This window comes from Coleofasciculus sp. FACHB-542, from assembly GCF_014695825.1.
Taxonomy (GTDB): Bacteria; Cyanobacteriota; Cyanobacteriia; order Cyanobacteriales; family FACHB-T130; genus FACHB-T130.
In genome coordinates this window covers 13,426-40,043 of sequence record NZ_JACJPB010000047.1, presented here as the reverse complement: position 1 = coordinate 40,043, position 26,618 = coordinate 13,426, and the positions used below count along the sequence as shown (strand labels likewise).

The following is a 26,618-nucleotide window of genomic DNA, read 5'->3' as shown; positions in this document are numbered from 1 at the left end:
TCCCCAACATTAGCAGCGGTACCGACCAAAATGATAAGGCGCTTTGCCCGATATCGGTTTATCCGCTCCCGATTTTCTTTGCTTTTCTATAAATTTTTCTGACATCTAAGGGCATCAGGCGATCGCTTTCTAAATCAAAAATTTATTAACCCACCCTCTAAATTAAAGCTTTCAAGAAGATTGCTTCACTGACGATCTTTGTATTGAACTTAACCGTATGATTACCGAATCAAAATTCTAAATTTCAGTGGTTTAAGTAAAAACGCGACCTTATTACTTCGTAATATCTATCGCCCTTATTACGTATAATCACGCAGACCACTTAGAGTTTTGGATTGAGCAAGCTGAAAAAGCTCAATTAGCCCCCAAGACTACAGAGACGATTCCCTATTTCCTATAAAGTTGAGCGAGATTACTTAGAAATGCAGGTCAAAACTCATCCTCTCAATGTAACGGTGCTGACTGTCCTGGTGCTGGCAGGATTTATCGGCATCGCCTCTATCCTATTAGCCCTCGTCAGCTCATCTTCACTCTACTCATCTACACATCCAGTGGTAATACCTTGGATAGGCGAGCAGCATCGATGTGAGACAAGCGGTAGAACTTGGAGAGAAGAGAGCGAGGAAGAATGCCTGGATTACGAACACAGCGCTGAGTTCTAAAAGAATTTGGCTTAACAGAAATTCTGGGAAAATTCTTGATAAGAAGTCAATAAATGCTTACCTAGCAAACTTTAGTCGCTCTTTTTAATCTAGTTCTTATACGATTCACAAATTACTAGCAACAGAAGCGCTCTAGGCGTCTGCTGAAAAAGGGAGCTTCGGGAATCGAAGTGTAGCCTAATAAAACGAATTGCTATCGAAAGCGGCTATTGAGCCACAAAAAAAGAGGTCCTTAAGACCTCTTTGCATTTGAATCTTATCTAAATGTTGAAAATTCCGTAAACAAGCCTATTTCCGCAAATTAAAGTAGACCAGTATTTACTCCTGGCTTACCAGTAGCCAGCTCAACCTTAACGATTTTTCCACCCATTTTCATAATCCGCTGCTGTTCGCGAAACCAATTTTCGTAGGGTACAAGTTTCGTGAAATAAGTGTTTTGCAATTCCCGCTGAGTCCGGATACGGGTCTGGCTGGGAACACAGGCAGTAATTTTAAACATCCGCATGGTTAATTTCTCCTAGTCAGGTGGTGAGGAAATTTTTGATCTCAATCAATCTTTGGATTGGCGTATCTAATTAAGACACCGAAGGCTGGGAGTCAAGAGTCAATACTAGACCGCTAAAACTTATCAACTTAATTCGACAAGCCTTTGACGAGCTAGCATTCACTCCAGACTTCCCAGACTTCACCAGACAAAACGCAGTCGCTTAAAACTTAAGCGATGAACGAGCGCTTACGCTTAGCTCAAGCCAGAGCAGATGTAGTCTAAATAAACGCCCATTTCCTTACCAGCATCAGCACCCACCAAGCTGGCGGTAACTTCTTTCATGGCTTGGATAGATTGCACAGTAGCGGAGATGGGAACACCCAAGGAGTTGTAGGTTTCCTTCAGACCGTTCAGCACGCGCTCATCCAAGATGGATGGGTCGCCAGCCAGCATGGCATAGGTGGAATAACGGAGGTAGTAGTCCAAGTCGCGGATGCAAGCAGCATAGCGACGGGTGGTGTACATGTTGCCACCGGGACGGGTGATGTCAGAGTACAACAGGGACTTAGCAACCGCTTCCTTAACGATGGTGGCGGCATTAGCGCTAATGGTGGTTGCTGCACGAACGCGTAGTTCGCCAGTGTTGAAATAGCCCTTGAGCTTTTCCAAAGCACCAGTGTCAAGGTATTTACCTTGAACGTCAGAGGAATTGATAACAGCAGTAATTGCGTCTTGCATTTTTCTTGTTTCCTTATCTTACGTAGTCAGGTTCTAATCCTTAGCAGGGGAAGGGAAACACCCTACTGCATGGCACCAATCACGTAGTCGAAGTAAGCGCCTGCTTCAGAAGCATCTTCGCCAGACATCATGGAGGAAGCAGCATTCTTCATAGCGCGAACGCCTTCAGCAACTGCGTCAACCGGGGTACCCAGAGACTTGTACATTTCACGAACGCCAACCAAACCGATTTCTTCAATCGGGGTGACATCACCAGCAACGACTCCGTAGGTGATCAGGCGTAGGTAGTAGTCCATATCCCGCAGGCAGGTAGCGGTCATTTCTTCACCGTAAGCGTTGCCACCGGGAGAAACAATATCAGGACGCTTTTGGAACAACTGGTCGCCAGCTTGCTTGACGATGCGCTCGCGAGAGTCGGTCAACGTTTGGGCAATCCGGAGGCGACGCTCACCGGAGGTCACAAAGTTCTTGATCCGGTCTAGTTCGCCTGGGCTAAGATAACGAGCCTCGGCATCAGCATTCACGATGGATTTCGTGACGATACTCATTTGTGGATTCCTCCAATCAAAAGAAAAGTTTTACCAGATGGTTTGAAACTGGCATTCGCCAAGGAATGTGGAAGCCTGTCACTGCTACAAGAATACTTGTTCGGTATCTTTAGCATTTTTCAGTGTAACCATCCGTACACACTGCCTGGGACTCAGCTACCTTCCGCAAATAATTTTGCGGCATTCTGTTCACATTCCAGGTCTCTTCTTAACACTTTTTAATATTGTTCCTCATTTTGGGGCTTTGAGGGCGATCGCAGCGGGTCTCGGTGGGGTCAGTTGGTCATCAAAGATCGATCGCTTGCTTGGGAGGGGAGCGATCGCTGTCAGGATTTTTGAATTTTTGCACCCCTGAGCATCAATCACCTTCTCTTCCCCCTTGTCCTCCACATCTTCGCAGCTCCATAAAAATGCGATCGCCCATTCCATGCCCTAATCTGTTCTGCTGATTTAGCTTTAGCAGAAACTTTAAGGGATTCAAGTTGTGGACACTAGATGAGCCACTTTACCACAATGCAGTTGGACAAGGTTTTGCAGTGCGGTTATTGGGGGAATTTGACCCGAAGAATCTATCTCATTGGAGGATGATCGACAAGATAGCGATCGCCTCTTCTATTTCTATTTCTGTGGTTTCTGGAGCATTTCTGCGGTTCGATCAACTTCCCGTGTCATCCAGCGCACAGAGCAAAACTTCCGATTCATTAGGAATGGGGAACGGGTCATCAAAATGACCCATTCCCCATTCCCGACTCTCGGATTTATCGGCTCAAGCGATTACCGATGTAGGAAGGCGACATATCTGACCAGGATTGTTTCACCAAGTCAGCTGCTGCTTTCACACTGCCCAGATAATTACCCGCTGGCAGTGACGGGAAGCGGTTGTAAGGCACCACATCCTCGCCGAAGTAACGGGCATACTCAGGACTATCCACCATTGCCTCTACAGCCGCCTTCAAGCCGCCATCCGCCAGCAGTTTGTTGTACTGCCGGATTTCACCTTGGGTCGCGGGTGCGCGTCCCAGCAGGTGCCGGAACAGGAACTCAATCACCTTGGTGTTGGGATAGGGGGCATAGAAGCGACGGCGATAGATCTCGGAACTTGCCAGACTCTTCACAAACTCTCGCACCGAGATTTCAGCGTTGCGGAGTCTGCTATCGAGATCCGAACGGCGCAGTTCCCCAGGAACTTGACCGCTGAAGATATCCATCACCTGACAGTAGATGGCATTAATCACCTGTGCAGATTCACCCTGGTTCATCCCTGGGTTCATCCGGTAAATTCGAGCAGGCTTACGCCGCGATGTCCCAACTCCAACTTCAACGGATTGCCCGTCACCGTTGGTAAAGGAACGACCCAACTCGATAAACAGCGGCTTACTCATGTCGCGCTGACGAGCTTTTGCAGCGATATCTGCGATCGCTTTACCCATCAGCGGCATCTTCGCCACATCCATGCGCGACTGCACCGGCTTGAAGCTGGGAACCACCAAGTCATCATTCTGCTTGGTCAGTTGGTTATACAGCTTCTCGGTATTCGGGAAGTTTGCCGCTGGCAGGGTCGGGAAGCGGTTGTAAGGCACCGTATCTTCTCCGAACGCCTGGGCATACTCTGGGCTATTCACCATTGCGCCCACAAAGCCCCGAAGCCCTTCAGATGCAAGGATCTGGTTATACTTGCGAATTTCTACTTGGTCTAGGGGTGCCCGTCCCAAGAAGTGCTTCGTACCCAACTCGATCACCTTAGTGTTCGGGTAGGGAGTATAGAACTCTTTGATGTAGAGGTCTGAACCTCCCAACGCCTCAATAAATTCCTTGAGGTTGATTTCACCATTCCGCAGCTTGCTTTCAAAGTCGCTGAATTGGTTCTTCACGATATAGGGTTCAATATCGCGCTCGAAAATTTGCCGGTATGCTGCCCGGATTGTGTTTTGCACCAACGCTTTGTCGTTGGTTTCTGTCAGCTTAAAGACCTTGGTTTGCTCGCGCTTCTTGCTGACACCCTGGTTGATGCGGAATTGAATGTCGGGTTCTGTCCGCAGCTGCGTGACTTGACCGAGTTCCACAAAACGAGGGGTTTCTTGCTTCTCAATTTTCAGAGCTGTGTCGGCAATGCTGCCAATCCGAAGGCTACGCAAGCTGACTCCAGCTGGTGTCAGATAGCGCTCGTAAGGAATCGTATCTTCCCCAAATGACTCGCTGTATTCGGGGCTATCGATAATCGCGTCAACCAGGGCGTAGAAGCCTTTTTTGGCGCAAATATCAAAATACTTGTTAGTTTCCTGACGTCCATAGGTGGGACGACCCAACAGACGGCGGTGGATGTATTCAATCGACTTGGTAACGTACAGCGAAGTCCAGTACAACTTGCGGAACAAGTCAGACTTAGCCAGAGCGCGGATGAACTCCCGCACTGTGGTTTCGCCGTTCTCCAGCTTGATTTCCGCCACTTTGAGGCGCTGACCTTCATAGACATCCCGCCCGAATACTTGCAGGTAGGCTGCCTTAATCACCGCTTGGGTGGAACTTTCGGAGTATTTAACGCTGGAATTCTTCACATACCGTTTGAAGGATGTGCCGCCGTTCCCACCTGGGCCGGGGAGTTGATCCAGTTTAAACACCTTCGGACCCAAGGAACCCGGAGCTTTGGGACGAGCTGCTGGGTTGCTCAGTTGGTTGTCAATTCCTGGGCCTTGGCGGATCAGGATGCGACGAGTATCTTTACCAAACGGAGCAGGACGGGTGTTGGGATTTTTGGTTTCTTTAGGGAAGATTGCCCCAAACTGAATTTCCAAGGGGTCGTTGCCGGAACCATACGGATGTTGGTCGGGCAGCGGTCGCTCATAAGCAGCAAATGTGGTGAGGAACTGCGGTACCTTGCGGAAAGGCGCGCTGTAGTTCAACAAATCTTGCTGCGGTCCCCAGTTGCGACACTCCTGCGCTTCTTGACCCAAACCCCGGATGTAGGGCACGGTTTCTTCGCCGAAGTAGTCGGAATATTCCTTAGAATCCACCAGGGCATCAACGAGACCGGGTAGACCTTTGCTGGAAACAATGGAGAAGTATTCTTGGACTTCTTCACGGCTGGATGGGCCACGACCCAGGAAGTGACGGAATGCCAGTTCCAGAGCGCGACTGTTGATATATGGCTCGTAGAAGTTTTTGCGGTAAAGAGTAGATTTACCCAAGCAGCGGATAAATTCTTTCATTGAGATGTCGCCATTTCTGACCTTGGATTCTAAGTCAGAGATGCCAAGGCTGTAAGCGCGAGTAATGTCGCGCTCAAAGACTTGCCGATAGGCGGCTTTGATGATTTCTTGCTTTTCCGAAGATGACAAACCGGGCTTCATGGCGTACTTGGGACGCCGCTCGGCTGAATTGAAGTAAATTTGAGGCAGTTGCAGACCTTGCTGATCGCCAGAAGGACGCTGCCGCACTTTGTCAGAAGGTGTGGGGGCGCGGAATTCGCTAATCAGCACTTCAAAGTACTGGTTAACAATCGTTGTCCCTTCCTCGTCGCGACGGAAATAACCCAAGGCGGCTGCCCGCATTTCCTGCAACGCCACAATTGTCGCTTCGCCTGAGCAAGCATTTTCAATGATTTCCCGCAAACCCCGCGTGTTAACCGCGATGATATTGGGGTCTCCGGCAACAATTGCGTAGGTCAGGTAGCGCAAGAACCAGGATAAGTCCCGCAACGACTTTTGCATATTGCCCGGACCGTAGCGGGCAACGTTGATCGGTCGGAAACCAGCTGGCGTAGGACCGCCGCCGCCTGCGCTGAAGAGCGATCGCAACCCCTGCAAAAAGCCACCGCTGCTTTCCACATAGGTGACATTTCCCAGCGCCATCCCTTGTTTGACATCCGGAACGTTCGCCGTCACCAATTCGGGTTCGCGAGGCTTTTCTAAGAAAGCCATCGGGGAACCCCCGACGAAAATGCGGTTGGCAGCACGGGACACAATCAGGTCTGCATTTTGGGTGAGCGTTTGAGCAATCTCAAGACGCTTGCTGCCGGAACTGAAATAGCTCTTCAGTTCATCCAGCTCACCTCTCCCTAAGAAGCGGTCTTGTTGTTCCGCTTGCGAAATAGTTGCAACTGGTACTGTTTGATATAGTTGCGGACGCGCAACTGAGCTTCCACCACTTGCCTTAACACTCATTGGATCTCAAAAGCTCCCTATCTAAATCGTCACTGCGTTAAACATGACCAGAGTGCCACTGATGAATGATGAATTGTGAAGGTTGAGGGATTAAAGTTAACCAACCGCCACGGGAGCGACTGACCCGGAGAAAGTGGCTTTTTCCCTACGGCTTATGGCTTATCAACTTCATTCTTGCGCCTTCAACATCTCAGTGTTCATCTTTGAGCCTTTATCCTTTAACTGCCTGGGGTTAATCAGCTCAGTTTTTAGATTAAAACTTTTCGGGCTTCTCAGACTGGTTTGTTAAAAAGTGTGTAGAACCCTATCTAGGTGTTCACAAGGTCATAATACTAAATGGCGGCAGATTCCCTGAGAAGAGCGATAAGTTTTGTTACTTAAGACGCCGTCTAGCTACAGATGACCTGCCCGGACATCTCTAACTTTACCCTTTAACGTGATATGGAAATCAGGCAGGATATCAGTTCCGCCGTCCAACGACTTTACGATACTTACCCTTTTCCACCAGAACCTCTGCTGGATAGTCCGCCTCCCGGCTACAACTGGCGCTGGAATTGGCTAGCCGCTTATCACTTTTGCACCAATCAAACACCCCAAAAGCAGGATGTCCGCATTTTAGATGCCGGATGTGGCACGGGTGTAGGAACAGAGTACCTGGTTCACCTCAATCCGGCTGCTCAAGTGGTGGGAATTGATTTGAGTTCGGGCGCTTTGGAAGTGGCACGAGAGCGTTGTCGCCGTTCTGGGGCAAATCGCGTCGAGTTTCATCACAAGAGCTTGTATGACGCGCAGGAACTACCAGGTGAGTTTGATTTAATCAATTGTGTTGGGGTTTTGCATCATTTGCCCGACCCGATTCGGGGAATTCAATCCCTAGTGGCGAAGTTAGCGCCGGGAGGCTTGATGCATATTTTCGTTTATGCTGAGCTGGGGCGCTGGGAAATCCAGCTGATGCAAAAAGCGATCGCGCTTCTTCAAGGCGAACGGCGAGGCGACTACCGCGATGGCGTTCAGGTGGGGCGTCAAATATTTGCCGCTTTGCCAGAAAATAATCGACTGGTCAAGCGAGAAAAAGAGCGCTGGTCTTTAGAAAATCAGCGGGATGAGTGCTTTGCAGATATGTACGTTCATCCCCAGGAAATCGACTACAACATCGACACTCTTTTTGAACTCATTGATGCTTCGGGTTTGGATTTTGTCGGTTTTTCCAATCCCAAAAACTGGGAATTAGAGCGACTCTTGGGGAAAAATCCAGATTTACTCAAACGGGCAAAAAAATTAAGCGATCGCGAACGTTATCGTTTAATCGAATTATTAGACCCAGAAGCAGTCACTCACTACGAATTTTTCCTAGCACGTCCTCCCCTATCCAAAGCAGATTGGTCATCGGATGAGGCGCTGTTAGCAGCTATTCCAGCGCGAAACCCCTGCATGGATGGATGGCCTAGCCGCTGTCTGTTTAACTACGATTATCAGATTGTCAATTTGTCAGAGGGAGAGTTTGGATTTTTGCAAGCGTGTGAGCTGAACTCAGAAAAACGTCGAAGCATAAAAGAAATTTTGGCGAGTATTTCGTTGGAGTTGGATCTTGTGCGATCGCTCTTGGAACGACAGCTAATTATGCTGACACCGAGTTAACAAATCGGTAATTGTTAATGGGTAATAGGAAATTCATGACGATTCATTCCCTATTACCTATTCCCATTGCCAATATTTCATATATCAATTCAGCTTGCCTTACATTAGTTACCCTGGTTTGGCTGGGGGTTCCTTGGTTCTGCTTCCCAAATGATCTCTCGTTTTGGCTCTTCGTTGTTGTCGTCTGGACTCTCAGCAGGCGTTGGTTCTGGGATTTCCGCAGGAGTCTCAGCGGGGATTTGATTTTGGTGTTCTTCCGGAGTCTCAGCAGGCGTTGGTTCTGGGACTTCCGCAGGAGTCTCAGCAGGGATTTGATTTTGTGGTTCTTCTGGAATCTCAGCAGGCGTTGGTTCTGGGACTTCCGCAGGAGTCTCATCAGCAGGGATTTGATTTTGTGGTTCTTCTGGAGTCTCAGCAGGTGTTTCAGATGGAGCTTCATCTCCTGCTTCAAACTCAATCGTAATAATCGGTTTAGCCTCCTGATAGATAAAGGCTTCCATATCTCCTATAGGATTTCGGGCACTGTTAAGGCTGTCACCATCGTAGGGGGGAGTGCCATTGAAGAATTTTTCAAGCCGATAGGTTTGAGCCACGGCTGGTGAACTGATAAAGGCACTTAATCCAATGATGCAGATTAACCCTTGAGTTTGAGGTTTCATTTAACCAATACCTCCTCAACTACAGTTACCTGTAGTCTATATAACCACCAAAATTAAACGAAGTTTCCAGTTTATATCCTTTAGTGACTTCTGTAAAACTTGAACAAAAAAATTAGTTCAGATGGAATCGGCAACGAAAAGGACGTGATGGTACTCCTTGAAGGATTTTTTCAGCATCAAAGAATATTTTGATATCGTCAAGAACAAGTTTTGCTGGCATTGCTAATGGAGACGATTGCCCCTAAAACAATAGGAAATATAGCAGTTGTAAATGATTCTTGAAGACGGGATTCGTGACTGCTTAGAGAAATCGCACATCTGAACCTCTGTACAAAAAACAATTCCCCTAACTTCCTTGATTAAGAGAAAGTTAGGGGAATCAGTTGTGTAAAAAATGCAATTATAAAAATATAAGCCATCAACCTTTACTTAGAGTAAATAAAAGCTGAGGGCATTAATATAACTTGCATAACTACCTTAGGGAACCTGGCTGGTAGGGCTGGTTCGTGGGTCTTGCATCTCTTTGTAACTGGCTTTCCGGCTGATTAGGACTGTTGTTTTCTTGTTCTGTTAAGTTGCGATTGGTTGCAGGTGTCGCATTCTGAGTTGATTCCCCAACCTCTCTATCATCGTTAGAGGTTGCCCGATTTCCAGTCGGGTTGCGGGGTTCAATAACGTCGTCCCCCGTATATGGGGGGAGACCATTGAAAAAGTCTTGTAACGGTGTGTTTTGAGCTACGGCTGGGGAACTGATGAGGGCAGTTAATCCCAGGATGCCAATCAGCCACTGGGTTTTAAATTTCATTTGACCAATACTTCCTTAACTACGTGTCGTCTCCTAGTATTCAAGTTAAGCAAGTTTGCTTTTTGTAACCTCTAGCTGCCGACGTATCACCTGAGATTAAAACTCAGCCAGATAAAACTAGCAAACGAAGCGATCGCTACTACACCCAGAGCGCTACTGTACCCATTTGATAATTCTTCTGGCGTCACAAACCGATGGCGAGGCGATCGCTCGTTGATACTCCTGTTTCTGGAGTCTTCTCTCGTGTCCTCTGCGGCTCGTTTTTTGACGAATCCAATAGGAGTGCTATAGACGCCCTATTTCCGTGTGGGCTAAGACAGTAGATGTCGCTGCACGCTTCTCGAAAAATCGCTATGCGCTCTCAAATCGGACTCCGCGCCTTCATCCCCTTCCTGGCTACTATTGTGAGCGTCGATTTGGGATTTCCAAGTGTAGATTGGCAATTCATCCAAAATTCAAAATTTTCTAGCACCATCCAAAATTCTCAGGCGTTGGCTCAAACCCCCGCTGAGCGAGAAGCCGAAGCCGATCGGTTGCTAGAGCAAGGGATTGAGCAGCAAAAGAAGGGTCAATTTAGAGCTTCCTTACAGTCTGGACAAGAAGCATTGAAGATTTACCGAGAAATCGCCGATAAGAAGGGAGAGGGGGCGGTTCTTAACAATTTGGGAGAAGCTTATCGATCGTTGGGTGACTATACACGAGCGATTGAGTTCTACCAACAAAGTTTAGCTGTGGATCGTTCCCTCGGCAATCGCAAAGGAGAGTCATACGTTTTAAATAATTTGGGCATTGTTCATCATCATTTGGGCGATTATGCCAAAGCAATTGATTACTTTGAGCAACGTTTAACGATTGCGCGAGAAATCCGCTATCGCTCCGGAGAACAAGGCGCTCTGGGAAATATAGGGATTGTCTTCTATTCCCTAGGAAATTATGTCAAAGCGATTGATTTCCATCGACAGAGTTTAGCGATCGCGCGAGAACTTGGCGATCGCTCTGGGGAAGGTGCATCTCTGAATAATTTGGGCATCGCTTACGATTCTCTAGGCGACTATTCACGAGCTATTAATTACTATCAACAGCGTTTACCGCTGGCGCGAGAGTTAGGTGAGCGTCACGCAGAGGGGCAAGTTCTGGGGAATCTAGGCGTTGCTTACATGGATTTGAGGGATTATCCCAAAGCAATTGAGTATCTGCAACAGCGAATCGCGATCGCGCGGGAAATTGGCGATCGCTTAGGGGAAGCAACAGCACTGGGAAATTTAGGCAATGCTTACACTTCTCTGGGAGACTATACCAAGGCAATTGATTACCAGCAGCAGCGGATCGCGATCGCGCAGCAAATTGGCGACATCGAAGGCGAAGGAACGGCGCTAAACAGCTTGGGAGTAGCGCTTCGCCGATCGGGCAAGCTTGCAGAAGCCGAAAAAACCCTAAGCGCAGGAATTCAAATTTGGGAATCGCTTCGGCAAAAATTGGGGAATAACGATACTTACAAGGTGTCAGTTTTTGAACAGCAAGCCAAAACTTACCGTCTGCTGCAACAAGTCCTCATCGCCCAAAATAAAATAAATGAAGCGTTGGAAATTGCCGAACGGGGTCGGGCGCGGGCATTTGTGGAGTTATTGATGACGCGCGTCGCTTCACCCAATGCTCTAACAACCATTACTCCCCCTAACATTCAGAAAATTCAACAAATCGCCAAAGAACAAAACGCCACACTGGTTGAGTATTCAATTATCGTCGATAGTTTAGAAGAAAAAAATCGAGAACAAATCGAAGAATCAGAACTCTATATTTGGGTCGTAAAGCCCACAGGTGAAGTGAGTTTTCGCTCCTCTAACCTTAAACCTCTGTGGCAGCAACAGAATACAGACCTGGCAAATCTTGTTGTCAATAGTCGAGCATCGATTGGTGTTAGAGGTCGCGGGTTGAGTGTTGTAAGCAAAGTAGATGAAACAAGTCAAGCCAAACAATTACAACAAGTTCATCAGCTACTGATTCAACCAATTACCGATCTGTTGCCAAAAGAGGCAAATGCCCGTGTTGTTTTTATTCCTCAAACATCTTTATTTTTGGTTCCCTTTGCCGCTCTGCAAGACCGTTCTGGCAAATACTTAATTGAACAACACACCATCCTGACTGCACCCTCGATTCAGGTACTGGATTTAACTCGTCAGCAAAAACAACGTGTAGAGACTCGAAGTTTAGCCTCTCGACAAAACCCGAATGTGTTAGTCGTTGGCAATCCCAATATGCCCAGTGTTTCTCTTAAGCGGGGAGAATCGCCTCAAAAATTGTCAACCCTCCCTGGTGCGGAACGGGAAGCTTTAGCGATCGCTACTCTATTTAATACCAAAGCTCTCATTGGCAACTCTGCCAATGAATCTGCGGTTGTCCAGCAAATGTCTAAAGCAAAAATGATTCATCTTGCGACTCACGGGTTGCTGGATGATTTTCAGCGTAGCGGAGTACCGGGAGCGATCGCCCTGGCTCCTTCGGGTAAAGATGATGGGTTACTTACTGCCAGCGAAATCCTGAATCTCAAGCTCAATGCCGAGTTAGTTGTCTTGAGTGCTTGCGACACTGGGCAAGGTATACTCACCGGCCATGGTGTGATTGGACTGTCTCGCTCTTTAATTACTGCCGGTGTTCCCAGTGTTATCGTCACTTTGTGGGCAATCCCGGATAATTCTTCTGCCTTGTTGATGAGTGAATTTTATCGAAATTTGCAACAAAACCCGAATAAAGCGCAAGCTTTGCGAAGCGCGATGCTGACGACGATGAAACAATATCCCGCCCAACCCAGCGCTTGGGCTGCATACACGTTGATTGGGGAAGCTGAATAACCCGAAAACAATCAGATAGCGTCTGTTGCTGCTGCGATCGCATTCTTGATTCTGATGACGATACTCTCGCATCAACCGATAACTAGACGCGCCTAATTGCCGTAGGTTAAAACAGCGATCGCATCCTTGCACCTTCTCCCCTAATAACTGTGCGTTTCCAAATCAGACTCCTCAGCGCGATCGCTCTTTTGACATCTGCTGCAACGCCGTTCCCGCCTAATTTTCCAGCGCTATTTCCCACAACACAGGCGTTAGCGCAAACCCCAGATGCTCGGAAAGCCGAAGCAGACCAACTACTTGTGCAAGGTATTCAGCAGGCTCAGACCAGTCAATTTGAGGCGGCATTACAGTCTTGGCAACAAGCACTCAGTCTCTATCGGGAAATTAAAAACCGTTTGGGGGAGGGACAATCCCTAGGCAATTTGGGAAATGCTTACCGTTACCTAGGAGATTACGCCAAAGCGATTGATTACCACCAGCAGAGTTTAGCGATCATGCGGGAAATTAAAGACCGTTTGGGGGAGGGGAAATCCCTAGGCAATTTGGGAAATGCTTACGATTCTTTGGGAGATTACGCTAAGGCGATTGAGTACCACCAGCAGTATTTAGCCATCACGCGAGAAATTAAAGACCGTTTGGGGGAGGGAGGTGCGCTGGGCAATCTGGGAGTTACCTACAAAAATCTAGGAGATTACGCCAAGGCGATTGATTACTACCAGCAGAGTTTGGCAATTAAGCGGGAAATCAAAGACCGTTTGGGGGAGGGGGCATCCTTAGCCAATTTGGGAAATGCTTACTTTTATCTGGGAGATTACGCCAAAGCGATTGATTACCAGCAGCAGCATTTAGCCATCGCACGGGAAATTAAAAACCGTTTGGGGGAGGGGGCATCTCTAGGCAGTCTAGGAAATGCTTACTCTTCCCTAGGAGATTACGCTAAAGCTATTGACTATTACCAGCAGCATTTAGCCATTGCGCGGGAAATTAAACACCGTTTGGGGGAGGGAAGTGCGCTGGGTAATTTGGGACTGGCTTACAATTCTTTGGGAGATTACGCCAAGGCAATTGATTACCACCAGCAGCATTTAGCCATCGCACGAGAAATCAAAGACCGCCAAGGCGAGGGGCAATCCCTAGACAATCTGGGAATTGCCTACAAAAACCTAGGAGAATACGCCAAGGCGATTGATTACCACCAGCAGCGTTTAGCCATTGCACGGGAAATTAAAGATCGTTTGGGTGAGGGGCAATCTCTAGCCAATCTGGGACTGGCTTTTCAGGAATCTGGCAATCTCTCTCAAGCCGAAAAAACCCTCCGCGCTGGAATTGAGGTATACAAATCTCTACGGGAACGATTGGGTGGCAATGATGCCTACAAAGTGTCAATTTTTGAGCAGCAAGCTCGCACCTATCGTCTGCTGCAACAAGTCCTGATTGCCCAAAATCAACCCACAGAGGCTCTAGAAGTTGCGGAAAGCGGTCGTGCCAGGGCATTTGTGGAACTACTGGCGACACGCTTCTCATCCCCTTCCTCTACTCAGGCGAATATCTCTACCAATCCACCCAACACCCAGCAAATTCAACAAATCGCCAAACAACAAAATGCCACCCTGGTTGAATATTCGATTATTTATGACGACTTCAAGATTCAAGGTAAAAAAGAAGCTCGCGAATCAGAACTCTATATTTGGGTAATCCCACCCTCAGGCAAAGTAGCTTTTCGTCGTGTTGACCTAAAACCCCTGTGGCAGCAGCAAAATACAAGCCTTGAAGAACTTGTTATCAACAGCCGCGAATCGATGGGTGTCAGAGGTCGCGGCTTGAGCATCATCACTAGATTGGATGAAACTACCCAAACTAATCGATTACAGCAACTCCATCAACTACTAATTAAACCCATTGCCGACTTCCTGCCTGCTGACCCCAATGCCCGCGTTATCTTTATTCCTCAAGAATCCCTGTTCTTGGTTCCCTTTGCTGCCCTCCAAGATACCAGCAATAAATACCTCATCGAACAACACACTATCCTCACGGCTCCCTCAATTCAGGTACTGGCATTAACCCGTCAGCAACGACAACGGCTTCCAGTATCAGTTAAAGATGTCCTAGTGGTTGGCAATCCCACGATGCCCAGCCTTGCGCCCAAGATAGGGGAAAAGCCTCAACCGCTTTCGCCCCTACCAGGTGCCGAGAAGGAAGCGATGGAGATTGCTCGTCTCCTAAACACAGAAGCCCTCACTGGGAAACAAGCCACTGAAGCCGCAGTTGTTCAGAAGCTACCCATAGCCAAGATGATTCATCTGGCGACTCACGGCTTGCTGGATGATTTTCAGCGTAGCGGAGTACCGGGAGCGATCGCCCTGGCTCCTTCTGGTCAAGAGGACGGGTTACTTACCGCCAGCGAAATCCTCAATCTCAAGCTCAATGCCGAGTTAGTTGTCTTGAGTGCTTGCGACACTGGGCGAGGTAAACTAACCGGCGATGGCGTGATTGGATTGTCTCGCTCTTTAATTACTGCGGGTGTCCCCAGTGTCATCGTCACTTTGTGGGCGATACCCGATAATCCTTCTGCCTTGTTGATGACCGAATTTTATCAAAATCTGCAACAAAACTCCGATAAAGCACAAGCTTTGCGAAGCGCGATGCTGACGACAATGAAACAATATCCCAACCAACCCAGCGCTTGGGCTGCATACACGTTGATTGGGGAAGCTGAGTAAAAAGCTAGAGAAAATCGCCGCAAGCTGCTACAACAAGGGGCGGGGCGATACCCACGCTGATGCCTAAAATGCTTCCTAAATGAGAACCCATGAGCATGAATGCGAAAAATGCTTCTTGGATGAGAACTCATGAGCATGAATGCGATCGCTACCAGAGAGAACCTTTTAATGTGCTGACATCGACTTAATTCTTTTTTAAGTAATGTTACCTCTGCATGGTATATTCAAAATGTTTGGTTCTGACCTGTAGTAGTCAGACCAAATAGCACAAGCTGAAACACATCAGTTGTGAACTTGTCAAACGAATCTCAAACAACCACGCCGACCACCGAGGAGTTACCACAAACTGGTTCGCCTGTATCAGAACCAGATGGCTCCATGCAAGAGTACTACCAACTTCAACAAGAGTTGTTGCTGACTACACTTGCTTTGAGCGGGATTATTTTTATCTCCGTCTGGATTTTTTACTCTCTCAACATTGCCCTGAATTACTTGATAGGGGCGTGCACATGTGTGGTTTACTTGAGGATGTTGGCTAAAGACGTTGAGCGACTTGGCGCAGAGAAACAGCGTCTGAGTAAGACTCGGTTTGCTCTGTTTATTGGGTTGATTATAATCGCAACCCAAGTGAATAAGCTACAGATTCTGCCCGTTTTTTTGGGATTTCTGACTTATAAAGCCTCCCTCATCGTCTATATGCTTCGGACTTTGTTTCCCCCGGACGCTCGATAGGTTGGACAGTGTTAGAATTCTCCACTCTTTAATCCCTGGAGAACCCTCATTGAATGGAAATGCTAAGTATTCTTTCCGCCTTTAATTCATTCCCTCTCGCCAAACTAGAAGTTGGTCATCACCTTTATTGGCAAGTGGGAAATCTTAAGATTCACGGGCAAGTTTTTCTAACTTCCTGGGTTGTTATTGGTATTCTTCTGCTTGCCTCGTTAGCTGCAACTCGGAATATTCAGAGAATTCCTAAAGGTATCCAAAACTTCATGGAATATGCTCTAGAATTCATTCGAGATCTGGCTAGAAACCAGCTTGGCGAGAAAGAATACCGTCCGTGGGTGCCATTTATTGGCACGCTGTTTCTGTTTATCTTTGTCTCAAACTGGTCTGGCGCATTAGTTCCCTGGAAGCTAATTCACCTTCCAGAAGGAGAACTAGCAGCTCCTACTAATGACATCAATACCACAGTGGCACTGGCATTGCTAACTTCTTTAGCGTATTTTTACGCAGGTTTTAGCAAGCGGGGTTTAGGGTACTTTAAAAAGTATATTGAGCCGACACCGATCCTATTACCCATTGCCATTTTAGAAGATTTCACAAAGCCCCTTTCCCTCAGCTTCCGTTTATTTGGCAACATTCTGGCGGATGAACTGGTAGTAGCAGTATTAGTGCTACTGGTTCCCCTGTTTATTCCTCTGCCAGTTATGGCGTTGGGGCTATTTACCAGTGCCATTCAAGCTTTAGTGTTTGCCACCTTAGCAGCTGCATACATTCATGAAGCGATGGAGGGGCATGGTGATGAAGGGCATGAGGAGCATTGACCTTTTTTAGAGGTAAGGAAGAAGGATATAAGATGAATAAAATCATCCCTCCTTTTCCATATCGCATTCGGGATGCCCTCAGTTGATAGAATTTGAGATTTGAGATTTAAGATTAAAAATCTTGGCTCAAAACTCAACACTTGTAAGGGCGCGGCATTGCCGTGTCTCTACTCGAAACTCTCTGTTGTTTGTTCTGTACTTCAAGGTAAGGAAATAATCATGGATCCATTGGTTTCTGCTGCTTCAGTTCTGGCTGCTGCTCTCGCAATTGGTTTAGCTGCAATTGGCCCTGGTATCGGTCAAGGAAATGCTGCTGGTCAAGCAGTCGAAGGTATTGCTCGTCAGCCAGAAGCAGAAGGGAAAATTCGCGGCACCTTGCTGTTAACCCTGGCTTTCATGGAATCCCTTACCATTTATGGTCTGGTGATTGCCCTAGTTCTGTTGTTTGCTAACCCCTTCGCTTAACATTTTTTGTTTGAGTAGAGACGTGGTTAACCACGTCTCTACTCAAACGAAGTTTTTAGTGTCCAGTCCTGTTGATGTAAGTTGAACCCCTTGCCTAGAGGGTATAGAGAATATGACAAGTGAGATAATTTTGCTTGCCATTAAAACTGCTGTTCAAGCATAAAGAGGGAAGAAATGTTTGATTTCGACGCTACCTTGCCCTTGATGGCAGTGCAGTTTCTGCTATTGGCAGCGGTATTAAATGTGGTTTTCTATAAGCCACTGACTAAAGTGCTAGACGAGCGCGACGATTACATCAGATCGAATGAGATGGGTGCGCGGGAACGCTTGGCAAAAGCTGAGCAGTTAGCAAAGCAATATGAGCAACAGCTAGCGGATACCCGCAGGCAGTCTCAAGCGCTGATTGCAAATGCTCAAGCCGATGCCCAGAAAATAGGCGCTCAACAAGTAGCTGAGGCACAGCAAGAAGCTGTTGCAAAACGAGAACAGGCGTCTATAGAGATTGGGCAGCAAAAGCAAGAAGCTTTGCAATCTCTAGAAACCCAGGTGGACGAACTGAGTCGCCAAATTCTGGAAAAAATATTGGGACAGCAGCTGGTCAATAGATAGAGAGCTTGAAGGAAAAGCTGTCATTAGTCATTAGTCATTAGTCATTAGACCAAAGCCAATGACTGATGACGAATGACCAACTTCATACTTCAATGGGATGGGTATCATGGGGACTTTTTTCTTATTAGCCGAGGTGGCTCACTCAGCTGGCGCTGAATTAGCAGAGGCAGAGGGGCATCATGGTTTCGGTTTAAATCCGGACATTTTTGAAGCCAATCTAATTAACCTGGCAATTCTTATTGGTGTACTGTTTTACTTTGGACGTAACTTATTAGGAAATATCCTAAGCGAGCGTCGTGCAAGGATTGAAACGGCGATTAGAGAAGCAGAGCAACGCCAGAAAGAGGCAGCAGCTGCACTCTCTGATGCCCAGCAGAAATTAACTCAGGCTCAAGCGGAGGCAGAACGAATCCGCAAAGATGCTGAAGAAAGTGCGAAGGCAGCGAGAGAAGCCATTTTGGCGAAAGCAGCAATGGATGTCGAGCGCTTGCACAGAACAGCTGTTGCCGATTTGAACACTGAAAGGGAGCGAGCGATCGCTGAACTCAGAGCGCAAGTTTCTGCAATGGCGTTGCAGCGCGTTGAATCGCAACTCAAAAGCCAATTGGATGATGCTGCTCAACAACAATTAATTGACAGCAGCATCGCTAGTGTAGGAGGTCGCTGATGAAAGGTAGTATGGTTAGCGGTGAAATCGTAGAGCCGTATGCAGAGGCATTAATGTCCTTGGCTCAGTCGCAGAACCAGACAGAGCGGTTTGGCGAAGATGTACGATCTTTGTTGGGAGTCCTAGAAAGTTCTGAGGATCTACAGCATTTTCTGGGCAATCCAGTTGTAAGCGCTGAAAATAAAAAAGCGGTATTGCAGCAAATTGCTGGCGATGGACTTCACCCCTACATCCTCAACTTTTTGATGTTGCTGGTAGAGAGGCGACGTATCCTCTTTCTAGAGGGAATTTGCAAACAGTTCCAGGCACTTCTGCGGAAGCTGAATCAGACTGTTCTAGCAGAAGTTATCTCAGCGGTAGAACTGTCGGAGTCTCAGCAGCAAGCCATCGGTGAAAAAGTAAAAGCGATTAGCGGTGCCCAGCAAGTAGAACTCGATACCAAACTCGATCCAGATTTAATCGGTGGTGTCATCATCAAAGTGGGGTCTCAGGTATTGGATGCCAGTTTGCGAGGACAACTGCGCCGTATTGGCATACGCCTGAACAGTGCCGCCTAAAGTTGAAAGTTGAGAGTTGGAAAGGTAAGCAGTTTGTCGGTGGAAACTTTTCAGATGTTTGCAAGTTAAGCAAGTGAAATTTGCAAATCTTAACTTCTAATGTTCAACCTACCACCGCCAAAATAGAGAGCTTCAACCTTTAAGCTACCCTTCGAGAAGGGATTCTTCTTAAAACCTTCAACCTTTAACACAAACCCTTTCCTCCTTTAACAAGTAACCATGATCAGCATCAGACCTGACGAAATTAGCAGCATTATTCGGCAGCAAATTGAACAATACGACCGAGACGTTAGTGTTTCTAACGTGGGTACCGTATTGCAAGTAGGTGACGGGATTGCCCGGATTTATGGCCTAGACAAGGTTATGTCCGGGGAACTGGTGGAATTTGAAGACGGTAGCGTTGGCATCGCCCTGAACTTAGAAGAAGACAACGTGGGCGTGGTGCTAATGAGCGATGGTCGCAACATCCAGGAAGGTAGCTCTGTGAGCGCCACCGGCAAGATTGCTCAGGTGCCAGTGGGCGAAGCCTTGATTGGTCGTGTTGTGGATGCTCTCGCTCGTCCGATTGATGGAAAGGGAGACCTTAACACCACAGAAACCCGCCTCATTGAATCAGGCGCACCGGGAATTATTGCTCGGCGCTCGGTTTACGAACCGATGCAAACCGGCATTACCGCTATTGACGCGATGATTCCGATTGGTCGGGGTCAGCGGGAGCTAATCATTGGTGACAGACAAACCGGAAAAACTTCGATCGCGGTTGACACCATCCTCAACCAGAAAGAAGAAGACGTGATTTGCGTCTACGTCGCTATCGGTCAAAAAGCTTCTACCGTCGCCCAAGTGGTGAACGTGCTTCAGGAACGAGGCGCAATGGACTACACCATTGTGGTAGCAGCAAACGCCAACGACCCAGCAACCCTGCAATATCTGGCTCCCTACACGGGCGCTAGCTTGGCAGAATACTTCATGTACAAGGGCAAGGCGACGCTGATCATCTATGATGACCTCTCCAAGCAAGCCCAAGCTTATCGCCAGATGTCCCTGCTGCTGCGTCGTCCGCCCGGACGGGAAGCTTATCCTGGGGATGTGTTCTATCTCCACTCCCGTTTGCTGGAGCGTGCGGCAAAGCTGAGTACAGAACTGGGTGAAGGCAGCATGACCGCGCTGCCAATTATCGAAACCCAAGCTGGGGACGTTTCCGCTTACATTCCCACCAACGTGATTTCGATTACCGATGGTCAGATTTTCTTGACCTCCGACCTATTCAACTCTGGCTTGCGTCCCGCAGTGAACCCTGGTATTTCCGTGTCGCGGGTGGGTTCGGCGGCTCAAACCAAGGCTATGAAGAAGGTGGCTGGTAAGCTAAAGCTGGAGTTGGCTCAGTTTGACGACCTGCAAGCTTTTGCTCAGTTTGCCTCGGATTTGGATAAGGCAACCCAAGACCAGTTGGCGCGGGGTCAGCGCTTGCGGGAACTTCTGAAGCAGCCGCAATACTCGCCGCTATCAGTGGCTGAGCAAGTGGCAGTTGTGTATGCAGGTTTGAATGGCTATTTGGATGATATTCCTGTAGAGAAGGTGGCTCCTTTTGCGCGATCGCTGCGGGAGTACCTGAAAACCAGCAAGCCGAAGTACATGGAAATCCTCCGCAAAGAGAAGCAGCTGACGGAAGATGCGGAAGGCATTCTCAAGGAAGCGATCGGTGAAGCGAAGAAGACCTTCATGGCGATGGCGTAACTTGTCCAAAGCGAATAGCTAAGCGCGAATAGCTAATTGTAAAAAGTAGCGCTTCGCAATTAGCTATTCGTAATTAGCCACTCGCAAAGGACAACTGACACCGGACAAAACTATGGCAAATCTAAAATTTATTCGCGATCGCATTCAGTCGGTCAAAAACACCAAAAAAATCACTGAGGCAATGCGCCTAGTTGCCGCCGCCAAAGTGCGCCGCGCCCAACAACAGGTGACTGCCACTCGCCCCTTTGCCGACCGCCTCGCTCAGGTTCTCTACGGTCTGCAAAACCGTCTGCGGTTTGAAGAAGCTAACCTGCCTCTGTTGAGAAACCGGGAAGTTCGGTCTGTAGGAATTTTGGTCATTACAGGCGATCGCGGTCTCTGCGGTGCCTACAACACCAACGTCATCCGTCGCGCTGAAAACCGCGCCAAGGAACTACAAGCTGAAGGTCGGGACTATAAATTTGTGCTGGTAGGGCGCAAAGCTATCCAATACTTCCAGCGTCGCGACCAGCCGATTGACGCTACTTATACTGGCTTAGAGCAAATTCCTACAGCAGCAGAAGCATCCAGAATCGCTGACGAACTGCTTTCCTTGTTCTTGTCAGAGAATGTAGACCGGATTGAATTGGTTTACACCAAGTTTGTCTCCTTGATCAGCTCTCGCCCAGTGGTGCAAACCTTGCTGCCGCTGACAACGCAAGGACTAGAAGCAAGAGATGATGAAATCTTCCGCCTCACAACTCGCGGTGGCGGTTTTGAGGTAACGCGGGAGAAAGTCTCTACCCAAGTTCGAGAATTCCCACGGGACATGATCTTCGAGCAAGATCCAGTGCAGATTCTCGACGCCCTCCTGCCGTTGTATCTGAATAACCAGTTACTGCGGGCTTTGCAAGAGTCGGCAGCGAGTGAACTAGCAGCACGAATGACGGCGATGAACAACGCCAGCGACAACGCTAAGGAGCTGATTGGTTCTCTTACCCTGAAGTACAACAAAGCGCGTCAGGCGGCAATCACCCAGGAAATTCTGGAAGTTGTCGGCGGTGCCGAAGCGTTACAAGGCTAGATTTAGCTTTTCAATTTAATTTACACAGAGCGTCTGAGTAATCTCAGACGCTTTTTTGTTGTATGCACTCGCATCATCGAACGGATAGACCCACTTAAGCAGCACCTATCACTGCCCAAAGCAAAGCGTATAACAAAAAGTTTCTAGATTATTGCAATTTATTTACATACTGTTACAATAGTTAATATAGAGAAACAAAGGAAAGACAACCATGAGATACACCACCGACGAAAGAGGCATCCTCAACAACTATGCAGCCGAGCCTGCGGTGTACTTTGCCGAATCCCCCTCACCAGAGCAACAGCGTCGCTACGCTTTTCAAGGCGCGATCGCTACTTTGTTTGTCACCCTGCTAGTTCTGACTGCATTGGGTGTCAGCTAAGTTATTCAAGATTTACAGAGCAATACAACCAACCAGGACAAACAACCATGAAATACACCACCGACGAAAGAGGCATCCTCAACAACTATGCAGCTGAGCCTGCGGTGTACTTTGCCGAGTCCCCTTCACCAGAGCAGCAGCGTCGCTACGCTTTTCAAGGCGCGATCGCTACTTTGTTTGTCACCCTGCTGGTTCTGACTGCATTGAGTGTCAGCTAAACCTGAAGAAAGAGAAGTTTCAGACACTTATTTCCAATACTTAGGAGTTCGGTTATGAAGACTGACTTTGACTTTGATGCCCGCTATCAGTTTGCGCCGACTGTCTTTAACACTGATTTCAACAACTTTGCGCCCATCACTGCTAATCAAGCTTGGTCGTTGTTCTTTACCGCTGGTCGTAACGATGCGGCGCTGGGAGATAATCCTGAAGTAGGGCGACTCTTCAACAACATCTTGAGTGCTGTTGTCTTCACAGTGATTGTTGGAGCCTTTACTTTCTACTCGTTTTAAGACAAAGACAACGTGAAAATTTCTTCAACCCCAGCTCCTCCAAAGCTGGGGTTTCTCATTTCCAGCATTGTCGTTTGACCGGGGTGAGTAGCTAATTGATTCATGGAACAATAGAGAAAGTTTAGTTTCCGTAGGGAAGCATTCCCTCTAGCCATTGCTGCTCATGTCCAAGACACATAAAGTTGAAATTTACGATCAAGGGAATACTCAGACCCTTGAAGTGCCAGAGGATAAAACGATCCTTCAGGTTGCCTCTGCTGCTGGGTTAGACTTACCCAGCTCTTGCAATGCGGGAGTTTGTACTACCTGTGCGGCTAAGGTTCTAGAAGGCAAGGTAGAACAGGGGGATGGCATGGGCGTCAGTCCAGAGCTTCAGGCACAAGGCTATGTACTGCTCTGCGTCGCTTATCCCCGATCCGATTTGAAAATTGAGAGTGGGAAAGAAGACGAACTGTACGAGCTACAATTCGGGCAGTTCCAGAAGTAGGGCTACTCAGACTCGACAAGTAATTTCGCGGCTTTTCAAACAAAGCCTGCGGTCATTTAGCCTTAATTCAGCACAGGGCAAACTGGTATTTCAATATTCCGTACTAGAACCACTAAGATGACGACACACTTTATTACCGCAGAAATTGACCTTCAGGAATCGCCAGTGCAGTTACACTCTGCTATTGAGGCAGAATTGGAAAAACGGGGAGAACCCTTGCGCTGGGCGATCGCTTCTGTAGATGTCGAACAGCAGAAAGCCCACGTTGAGGCAATCATCACAGTCGCATCCGACTCAGCTCAGTGAATCGGCGTCCTTACACGGTTGTCTTAATTGTCCCGACTGGGGTTGGGGCAGCAGTTGGGGGATATGCGGGGGATGCGCTGCCAGTGGCAAGAGCGATCGCGCAAATCTCTGACATCCTGATTACCCACCCCAATGTCCTCAACGGTGCCCAGTTGTACTGGAATTTGCCCAACGCTTTCTATGTGGAAGGCTACGGACTTGACAAATTTGCGGCTGGGTGCTGGGGACTGCGACCCGTGCATCAGAACCGGGTCGGTTTAATCCTCGACCAAGGAATTGAACCCGAACTGCGGTTGCGGCATCTCCAGGCAGCGGATGCCACGAGAGCCACGCTGGGATTGAATCTCACAGATTATGTGGTGACAGACGCCCCGCTAGGGGTGGAACTGCGGACAGCGGCATCGGGAGCTAGTTGGGGGACGATTGGAAATCCTGATAGTTTATTACGGGCAGCAGAGGTACTGATTACTAAGGCGAGGGCAGAAGCGATCGCAGTCGTTGCCCGTTTCCCCGATGACATCGAAACCGAGGCGCTGGAAAGTTACCGACACGGGCAGGGAGTTGACCCCCTCGCCGGTGCTGAAGCTGTAATTAGTCACCTGATCGTGCGAACCTTTCAAATCCCCTGTGCCCACGCCCCAGCTTTGTTACCCCTGCCCCTCGATCCGCACCTGTCTCCCCGCTCAGCTGCCGAGGAATTGGGCTATACTTTTTTACCCTGCGTTCTAGTTGGTCTGAGTCGCGCCCCCCAGTTTATTAGAAAACCCCACAGTGGTACGACCTTACCTGGAGATGTGTGGGCAGATCGAGTCGATGCCGTCGTCGTACCCGCAACTGCTTGTGGCGGCAGTGCAATCCTGAGTTTAAGCCAAACGCGATCGCAGATTATTGCCGTCGAAGAAAATAAAACTCAAATGCAAGTTCCTCCAGAACAAGTGGGAATTAAAGCATTGCGGGTAAACTCATATTTAGAAGCACTCGGTGTCTTGGTGGCCCATCGAGCTGGGATTAGTCCAGGTGCCATTAGTCCAACCCTGTCTTCGCTAGTCAGAATTCAGTAAGGCGGACAATCCTCTACTTTTACCCTTCATCCTTCATCTTTCCGAAGTGGCAAAACAGCTTCCTACCGATCCGGAAATCGAATCCCTGACGCGCACCCAAATTTTAATTGCGATGGGGGTGACAGCGGTTGTATTGCTCGTCATCGCCAAGCTGTCCCTGCATTTCGGCGCGTTTTCCGTTATGCCCGTGCGCCCGACCCTAGAAGCATTACTTTTGGGCGTCGCAATTGGGCTAGGAATTACGGGTGCCAGTAGCGTCATCTATCGCCTATGGCCTGGTTATCAGCGCAGCGCCGACTACTACCTAGAATTAGTGCTAAAACCCTTATTTTGGCCTGATTTGATCTGGTTAGGACTCTTGCCCGGTTTAAGCGAAGAATTACTGTTTCGAGGTGTAATGCTGCCAGCAGTGGGATTAAACTGGGTTGGGCTAGTAGGATCGAGTTTTTGCTTTGGCATCCTACATCTGAGTGGCCCTCAACAATGGCCTTATGCAGCGTGGGCAACCACTGTAGGATTGCTACTCGGTTATAGCGCCTTGGAGACGGGTAATTTGCTAGTGCCAATTGTGGCTCACATTACGACGAATTTAATTTCCAGCTGCCTTTGGAAGCTGGATACCAAAAAGGCATAAATTTTAAGAATCGGGAATAGAACGTTGTGAAATGTCAGTGGTTTAGATTCCCGGCTTCTTAAAGAAGTCGGGAATCGCGCCTTAACGAATCGTTTAAAATTACGATATATTTTTTATCTTGTTAATGCGATCGCGCTGCTGCCAAAGCGATCGCTTGCGGTAATATCTTGTGTTCCTGAACTTGAATCCGGGCGTGTAGCGTGTCTAATGTATCGTCGGGAAGAATCGGGACAGCTGCTTGTAGTAAAATTTTGCCGCCATCAACTTCCATGTTTACCAGGTGAACGGTACAGCCAGTTATTTTTACCCCTGCATTCAAGGCTTGTTCAACTGCTCGAATCCCCTTGAAACTCGGTAACAAACTGGGGTGAATGTTAATCATTCGATCTGGGTAGGCATCCACTAAAACCTGGGTGACGACACGCATCCAACCTGCCATAATTACCCATTCCACTTCATACTGCTGCAAGGTTTCCACAATTGTTTGATCTAACGCTTCGCGGCTGTTAAAGTCTCGGTGATTCAGCAAAACAGTGGGTACACCCCAGCCTTCGGCGCGGGTAGCGGCTTTTGCACCGGGATTATTGTAGATCAGAACTTTTATTTCGGCATTAAGTTGCTGTTGCGCGATCGCTTCTGCAACTGCCTCGAAATTACTGCCATTTCCCGACGCCATCACACCTAATTTTAAAGGAGAGCGATCGCTCAAAAGATTGGGAGGAACCGTTGGAGAAATTAGGCTGGGGATATAATTAGGGCTAGAATCAGATGTTGAGGGATTGAAAGTCATGGAGCTAGAAATAGACAATGAATTATTAATTGAATCTAATAATTTTTACATCAAAATATATCCTATAGAAACAGAGCTTAATTACTTACCCTCATTTGCAGCAAAAATTGACTGTAAAATTTCTTCAACAATTAAACTTCAATATAATTACAGCGATCGCATCTGGTTTAAATTTGAAGATTTTGATAAATTTATAACGGATGTACAAGGCATTGTATCTGGCATAAGGGAGATAGCGGAACTCAATTCTATGAGTCAACCGGCAATTTTCATAATTAGCCAATCTGGCAACTATTTAAAGTTTACTATAAATTTCGATGCGGGTTTCTCTTTTGCTGGAGATGGAAGAAGAATCCAAGTGACAACATCTTTTCTTGAAGAATACGATTTTATAAACATTCTTTCAAGGTCTCTTACAGAATTTTGGGGAAATTTCAAATACCTTCTTAAAAAGGAGAACCCATAAATAAGGATTCAGGGAGAAATCGACCTAGCTATGAATAGATTTAGCCAATGTTGGATTCGTTTTCATAAACTC

At 47.7% G+C, this 26,618-nt stretch carries 29 protein-coding genes; 21 read left to right on the top strand and 8 right to left on the bottom strand.

Translation table 11 applies throughout. The features are described from left to right. Positions 1 to 422 precede the first annotated feature (422 nt). Positions 423 to 662, top strand: coding sequence for a hypothetical protein (locus tag H6F52_RS18690; RefSeq protein WP_190411192.1), 240 nt, complete (start codon positions 423 to 425; stop codon positions 660 to 662). 301 nt (positions 663 to 963) lie between these two features. On the opposite strand, the gene H6F52_RS18685 is transcribed toward H6F52_RS18690, so the two are convergent. From H6F52_RS18685 to H6F52_RS18670, 4 genes are all read right to left on the bottom strand, one after another. Continuing rightward, positions 964 to 1,167 carry a phycobilisome linker polypeptide gene (locus H6F52_RS18685; RefSeq protein WP_190411193.1) on the bottom strand — a complete coding sequence of 68 codons (204 nt, stop codon included), beginning with the start codon at positions 1,165 to 1,167 and terminating at the stop codon, positions 964 to 966. 234 nt (positions 1,168 to 1,401) lie between these two features. After that, the gene (gene apcB, locus H6F52_RS18680) at positions 1,402 to 1,887 is read right to left on the bottom strand and encodes an allophycocyanin subunit beta (protein WP_190411194.1); all 486 of its coding nucleotides are present in this window, start codon (positions 1,885 to 1,887) and stop codon (positions 1,402 to 1,404) included. A 62-nt stretch (positions 1,888 to 1,949) separates the two neighbouring features. Continuing rightward, positions 1,950 to 2,435 carry an allophycocyanin subunit alpha gene (gene apcA, locus H6F52_RS18675; RefSeq protein WP_190411195.1) on the bottom strand — a complete coding sequence of 162 codons (486 nt, stop codon included), beginning with the start codon at positions 2,433 to 2,435 and terminating at the stop codon, positions 1,950 to 1,952. A gap of 231 nt (positions 2,436 to 2,666) precedes the next feature. Beyond that, on the bottom strand, positions 2,667 to 2,864 hold the full coding sequence (locus H6F52_RS18670; protein ID WP_190536376.1) for a hypothetical protein: 198 nt from the start codon (positions 2,862 to 2,864) through the stop codon (positions 2,667 to 2,669). Positions 2,865 to 2,917: 53 nt separating this feature from the next. Between H6F52_RS18670 and H6F52_RS18665 the strand changes: the two genes are divergently transcribed. Beyond that, positions 2,918 to 3,166 (top strand): hypothetical protein, encoded by a 249-nt coding sequence (locus H6F52_RS18665; RefSeq protein WP_190536375.1) that lies wholly within the window; start codon positions 2,918 to 2,920, stop codon positions 3,164 to 3,166. A gap of 27 nt (positions 3,167 to 3,193) precedes the next feature. On the opposite strand, the gene H6F52_RS18660 is transcribed toward H6F52_RS18665, so the two are convergent. Further along, entirely contained in the window at positions 3,194 to 6,595 is a 3,402-nt protein-coding gene (locus H6F52_RS18660; protein WP_190536374.1) for a phycobilisome rod-core linker polypeptide, read from the bottom strand. A gap of 441 nt (positions 6,596 to 7,036) precedes the next feature. Here H6F52_RS18660 and H6F52_RS18655 point away from each other — a divergent pair, with 441 nt between their 5' ends. Next, on the top strand, positions 7,037 to 8,233 hold the full coding sequence (locus tag H6F52_RS18655) for a class I SAM-dependent methyltransferase (RefSeq protein ID WP_190536373.1): 1,197 nt from the start codon (positions 7,037 to 7,039) through the stop codon (positions 8,231 to 8,233). 104 nt (positions 8,234 to 8,337) lie between these two features. Here H6F52_RS18655 and H6F52_RS18650 read toward each other — a convergent pair whose 3' ends face one another. Both H6F52_RS18650 and H6F52_RS18645 read right to left on the bottom strand, forming a co-directional pair. Beyond that, positions 8,338 to 8,892, bottom strand: coding sequence for a hypothetical protein (locus H6F52_RS18650; protein WP_190536372.1), 555 nt, complete (start codon positions 8,890 to 8,892; stop codon positions 8,338 to 8,340). A gap of 472 nt (positions 8,893 to 9,364) precedes the next feature. Beyond that, positions 9,365 to 9,697: a hypothetical protein gene (locus H6F52_RS18645; RefSeq protein WP_190536371.1), complete on the bottom strand. Its 333-nt coding sequence runs from the start codon at positions 9,695 to 9,697 to the stop codon at positions 9,365 to 9,367. A gap of 353 nt (positions 9,698 to 10,050) precedes the next feature. Between H6F52_RS18645 and H6F52_RS18640 the strand changes: the two genes are divergently transcribed. From H6F52_RS18640 to H6F52_RS18560, 17 genes are all read left to right on the top strand, one after another. After that, on the top strand, positions 10,051 to 12,546 hold the full coding sequence (locus H6F52_RS18640) for a CHAT domain-containing tetratricopeptide repeat protein (RefSeq protein ID WP_190536370.1): 2,496 nt from the start codon (positions 10,051 to 10,053) through the stop codon (positions 12,544 to 12,546). Between the two features lie 149 nt (positions 12,547 to 12,695). Continuing rightward, positions 12,696 to 15,266 (top strand): tetratricopeptide repeat protein, encoded by a 2,571-nt coding sequence (locus H6F52_RS18635; RefSeq protein ID WP_190536369.1) that lies wholly within the window; start codon positions 12,696 to 12,698, stop codon positions 15,264 to 15,266. A 288-nt stretch (positions 15,267 to 15,554) separates the two neighbouring features. After that, entirely contained in the window at positions 15,555 to 15,998 is a 444-nt protein-coding gene (locus H6F52_RS18630) for an ATP synthase subunit I (protein ID WP_190411201.1), read from the top strand. Between the two features lie 53 nt (positions 15,999 to 16,051). Continuing rightward, the gene (gene atpB, locus H6F52_RS18625) at positions 16,052 to 16,813 is read left to right on the top strand and encodes a F0F1 ATP synthase subunit A (RefSeq protein ID WP_190411202.1); all 762 of its coding nucleotides are present in this window, start codon (positions 16,052 to 16,054) and stop codon (positions 16,811 to 16,813) included. A 219-nt stretch (positions 16,814 to 17,032) separates the two neighbouring features. Continuing rightward, positions 17,033 to 17,278, top strand: a complete 246-nt coding sequence (gene atpE, locus H6F52_RS18620; RefSeq protein WP_015112744.1) for an ATP synthase F0 subunit C — start codon at positions 17,033 to 17,035, stop codon at positions 17,276 to 17,278. Between the two features lie 174 nt (positions 17,279 to 17,452). Then, entirely contained in the window at positions 17,453 to 17,887 is a 435-nt protein-coding gene (locus tag H6F52_RS18615; protein WP_190411203.1) for a F0F1 ATP synthase subunit B', read from the top strand. 97 nt (positions 17,888 to 17,984) lie between these two features. After that, positions 17,985 to 18,554, top strand: coding sequence for a F0F1 ATP synthase subunit B (locus tag H6F52_RS18610; protein WP_190411204.1), 570 nt, complete (start codon positions 17,985 to 17,987; stop codon positions 18,552 to 18,554). Further along, positions 18,554 to 19,111: an ATP synthase F1 subunit delta gene (atpH, locus tag H6F52_RS18605; RefSeq protein ID WP_190411205.1), complete on the top strand. Its 558-nt coding sequence runs from the start codon at positions 18,554 to 18,556 to the stop codon at positions 19,109 to 19,111. Before H6F52_RS18610 ends, atpH begins: the two co-directional genes overlap by 1 nt. Positions 19,112 to 19,330: 219 nt before the next feature. Further along, on the top strand, positions 19,331 to 20,848 hold the full coding sequence (gene atpA / locus H6F52_RS18600; protein ID WP_190426132.1) for a F0F1 ATP synthase subunit alpha: 1,518 nt from the start codon (positions 19,331 to 19,333) through the stop codon (positions 20,846 to 20,848). Positions 20,849 to 20,960: 112 nt separating this feature from the next. Next, entirely contained in the window at positions 20,961 to 21,911 is a 951-nt protein-coding gene (locus H6F52_RS18595) for a F0F1 ATP synthase subunit gamma (RefSeq protein WP_190411207.1), read from the top strand. Between the two features lie 211 nt (positions 21,912 to 22,122). Continuing rightward, positions 22,123 to 22,293, top strand: coding sequence for a ssl1498 family light-harvesting-like protein (locus H6F52_RS18590; protein WP_190411208.1), 171 nt, complete (start codon positions 22,123 to 22,125; stop codon positions 22,291 to 22,293). A 47-nt stretch (positions 22,294 to 22,340) separates the two neighbouring features. Continuing rightward, on the top strand, positions 22,341 to 22,511 hold the full coding sequence (locus H6F52_RS18585; RefSeq protein WP_190411209.1) for a ssl1498 family light-harvesting-like protein: 171 nt from the start codon (positions 22,341 to 22,343) through the stop codon (positions 22,509 to 22,511). Between the two features lie 54 nt (positions 22,512 to 22,565). Next, a complete protein-coding gene (locus H6F52_RS18580) occupies positions 22,566 to 22,802 on the top strand; it encodes a hypothetical protein (protein WP_190411210.1) in 237 nt (78 codons plus the stop codon). Between the two features lie 163 nt (positions 22,803 to 22,965). Then, on the top strand, positions 22,966 to 23,289 hold the full coding sequence (locus H6F52_RS18575; RefSeq protein WP_190411211.1) for a 2Fe-2S iron-sulfur cluster-binding protein: 324 nt from the start codon (positions 22,966 to 22,968) through the stop codon (positions 23,287 to 23,289). 117 nt (positions 23,290 to 23,406) lie between these two features. Next, positions 23,407 to 23,595: a hypothetical protein gene (locus H6F52_RS18570; RefSeq protein ID WP_190411212.1), complete on the top strand. Its 189-nt coding sequence runs from the start codon at positions 23,407 to 23,409 to the stop codon at positions 23,593 to 23,595. Then, positions 23,592 to 24,656 carry a DUF3326 domain-containing protein gene (locus tag H6F52_RS18565; RefSeq protein WP_190524491.1) on the top strand — a complete coding sequence of 355 codons (1,065 nt, stop codon included), beginning with the start codon at positions 23,592 to 23,594 and terminating at the stop codon, positions 24,654 to 24,656. Before H6F52_RS18570 ends, H6F52_RS18565 begins: the two co-directional genes overlap by 4 nt. Positions 24,657 to 24,702: 46 nt before the next feature. Continuing rightward, positions 24,703 to 25,290: a CPBP family glutamic-type intramembrane protease gene (locus tag H6F52_RS18560; RefSeq protein ID WP_190536368.1), complete on the top strand. Its 588-nt coding sequence runs from the start codon at positions 24,703 to 24,705 to the stop codon at positions 25,288 to 25,290. 121 nt (positions 25,291 to 25,411) lie between these two features. On the opposite strand, the gene purN is transcribed toward H6F52_RS18560, so the two are convergent. Beyond that, the gene (gene purN / locus H6F52_RS18555; RefSeq protein WP_190536367.1) at positions 25,412 to 26,080 is read right to left on the bottom strand and encodes a phosphoribosylglycinamide formyltransferase; all 669 of its coding nucleotides are present in this window, start codon (positions 26,078 to 26,080) and stop codon (positions 25,412 to 25,414) included. Between purN and H6F52_RS18550 the strand changes: the two genes are divergently transcribed. After that, positions 26,079 to 26,546, top strand: a complete 468-nt coding sequence (locus H6F52_RS18550; protein WP_190536366.1) for a hypothetical protein — start codon at positions 26,079 to 26,081, stop codon at positions 26,544 to 26,546. The two genes, purN and H6F52_RS18550, sit on opposite strands and share 2 nt — an antisense overlap. Positions 26,547 to 26,618 lie beyond the last annotated feature (72 nt).

Coding starts and splice junctions, on each gene's coding strand:
- H6F52_RS18690 (WP_190411192.1), top strand. CDS start 423: ATGCAGGTCAAAACTCATCCTCTCAATGTAACGGTGCTGACTGTCCTG.
- H6F52_RS18685 (WP_190411193.1), bottom strand. CDS start 1,167: ATGCGGATGTTTAAAATTACTGCCTGTGTTCCCAGCCAGACCCGTATC.
- apcB (WP_190411194.1), bottom strand. CDS start 1,887: ATGCAAGACGCAATTACTGCTGTTATCAATTCCTCTGACGTTCAAGGT.
- apcA (WP_190411195.1), bottom strand. CDS start 2,435: ATGAGTATCGTCACGAAATCCATCGTGAATGCTGATGCCGAGGCTCGT.
- H6F52_RS18670 (WP_190536376.1), bottom strand. CDS start 2,864: ATGGAATGGGCGATCGCATTTTTATGGAGCTGCGAAGATGTGGAGGAC.
- H6F52_RS18660 (WP_190536374.1), bottom strand. CDS start 6,595: ATGAGTGTTAAGGCAAGTGGTGGAAGCTCAGTTGCGCGTCCGCAACTA.
- H6F52_RS18655 (WP_190536373.1), top strand. CDS start 7,037: ATGGAAATCAGGCAGGATATCAGTTCCGCCGTCCAACGACTTTACGAT.
- H6F52_RS18650 (WP_190536372.1), bottom strand. CDS start 8,892: ATGAAACCTCAAACTCAAGGGTTAATCTGCATCATTGGATTAAGTGCC.
- H6F52_RS18645 (WP_190536371.1), bottom strand. CDS start 9,697: ATGAAATTTAAAACCCAGTGGCTGATTGGCATCCTGGGATTAACTGCC.
- H6F52_RS18640 (WP_190536370.1), top strand. CDS start 10,051: ATGCGCTCTCAAATCGGACTCCGCGCCTTCATCCCCTTCCTGGCTACT.
- atpB (WP_190411202.1), top strand. CDS start 16,052: ATGGAAATGCTAAGTATTCTTTCCGCCTTTAATTCATTCCCTCTCGCC.
- atpE (WP_015112744.1), top strand. CDS start 17,033: ATGGATCCATTGGTTTCTGCTGCTTCAGTTCTGGCTGCTGCTCTCGCA.
- H6F52_RS18615 (WP_190411203.1), top strand. CDS start 17,453: ATGTTTGATTTCGACGCTACCTTGCCCTTGATGGCAGTGCAGTTTCTG.
- H6F52_RS18610 (WP_190411204.1), top strand. CDS start 17,985: ATGGGTATCATGGGGACTTTTTTCTTATTAGCCGAGGTGGCTCACTCA.
- atpH (WP_190411205.1), top strand. CDS start 18,554: ATGAAAGGTAGTATGGTTAGCGGTGAAATCGTAGAGCCGTATGCAGAG.
- atpA (WP_190426132.1), top strand. CDS start 19,331: ATGATCAGCATCAGACCTGACGAAATTAGCAGCATTATTCGGCAGCAA.
- H6F52_RS18595 (WP_190411207.1), top strand. CDS start 20,961: ATGGCAAATCTAAAATTTATTCGCGATCGCATTCAGTCGGTCAAAAAC.
- H6F52_RS18590 (WP_190411208.1), top strand. CDS start 22,123: ATGAGATACACCACCGACGAAAGAGGCATCCTCAACAACTATGCAGCC.
- H6F52_RS18585 (WP_190411209.1), top strand. CDS start 22,341: ATGAAATACACCACCGACGAAAGAGGCATCCTCAACAACTATGCAGCT.
- H6F52_RS18580 (WP_190411210.1), top strand. CDS start 22,566: ATGAAGACTGACTTTGACTTTGATGCCCGCTATCAGTTTGCGCCGACT.
- H6F52_RS18575 (WP_190411211.1), top strand. CDS start 22,966: ATGTCCAAGACACATAAAGTTGAAATTTACGATCAAGGGAATACTCAG.
- H6F52_RS18570 (WP_190411212.1), top strand. CDS start 23,407: ATGACGACACACTTTATTACCGCAGAAATTGACCTTCAGGAATCGCCA.
- H6F52_RS18550 (WP_190536366.1), top strand. CDS start 26,079: ATGGAGCTAGAAATAGACAATGAATTATTAATTGAATCTAATAATTTT.
- purN (WP_190536367.1), bottom strand. CDS start 26,080: ATGACTTTCAATCCCTCAACATCTGATTCTAGCCCTAATTATATCCCC.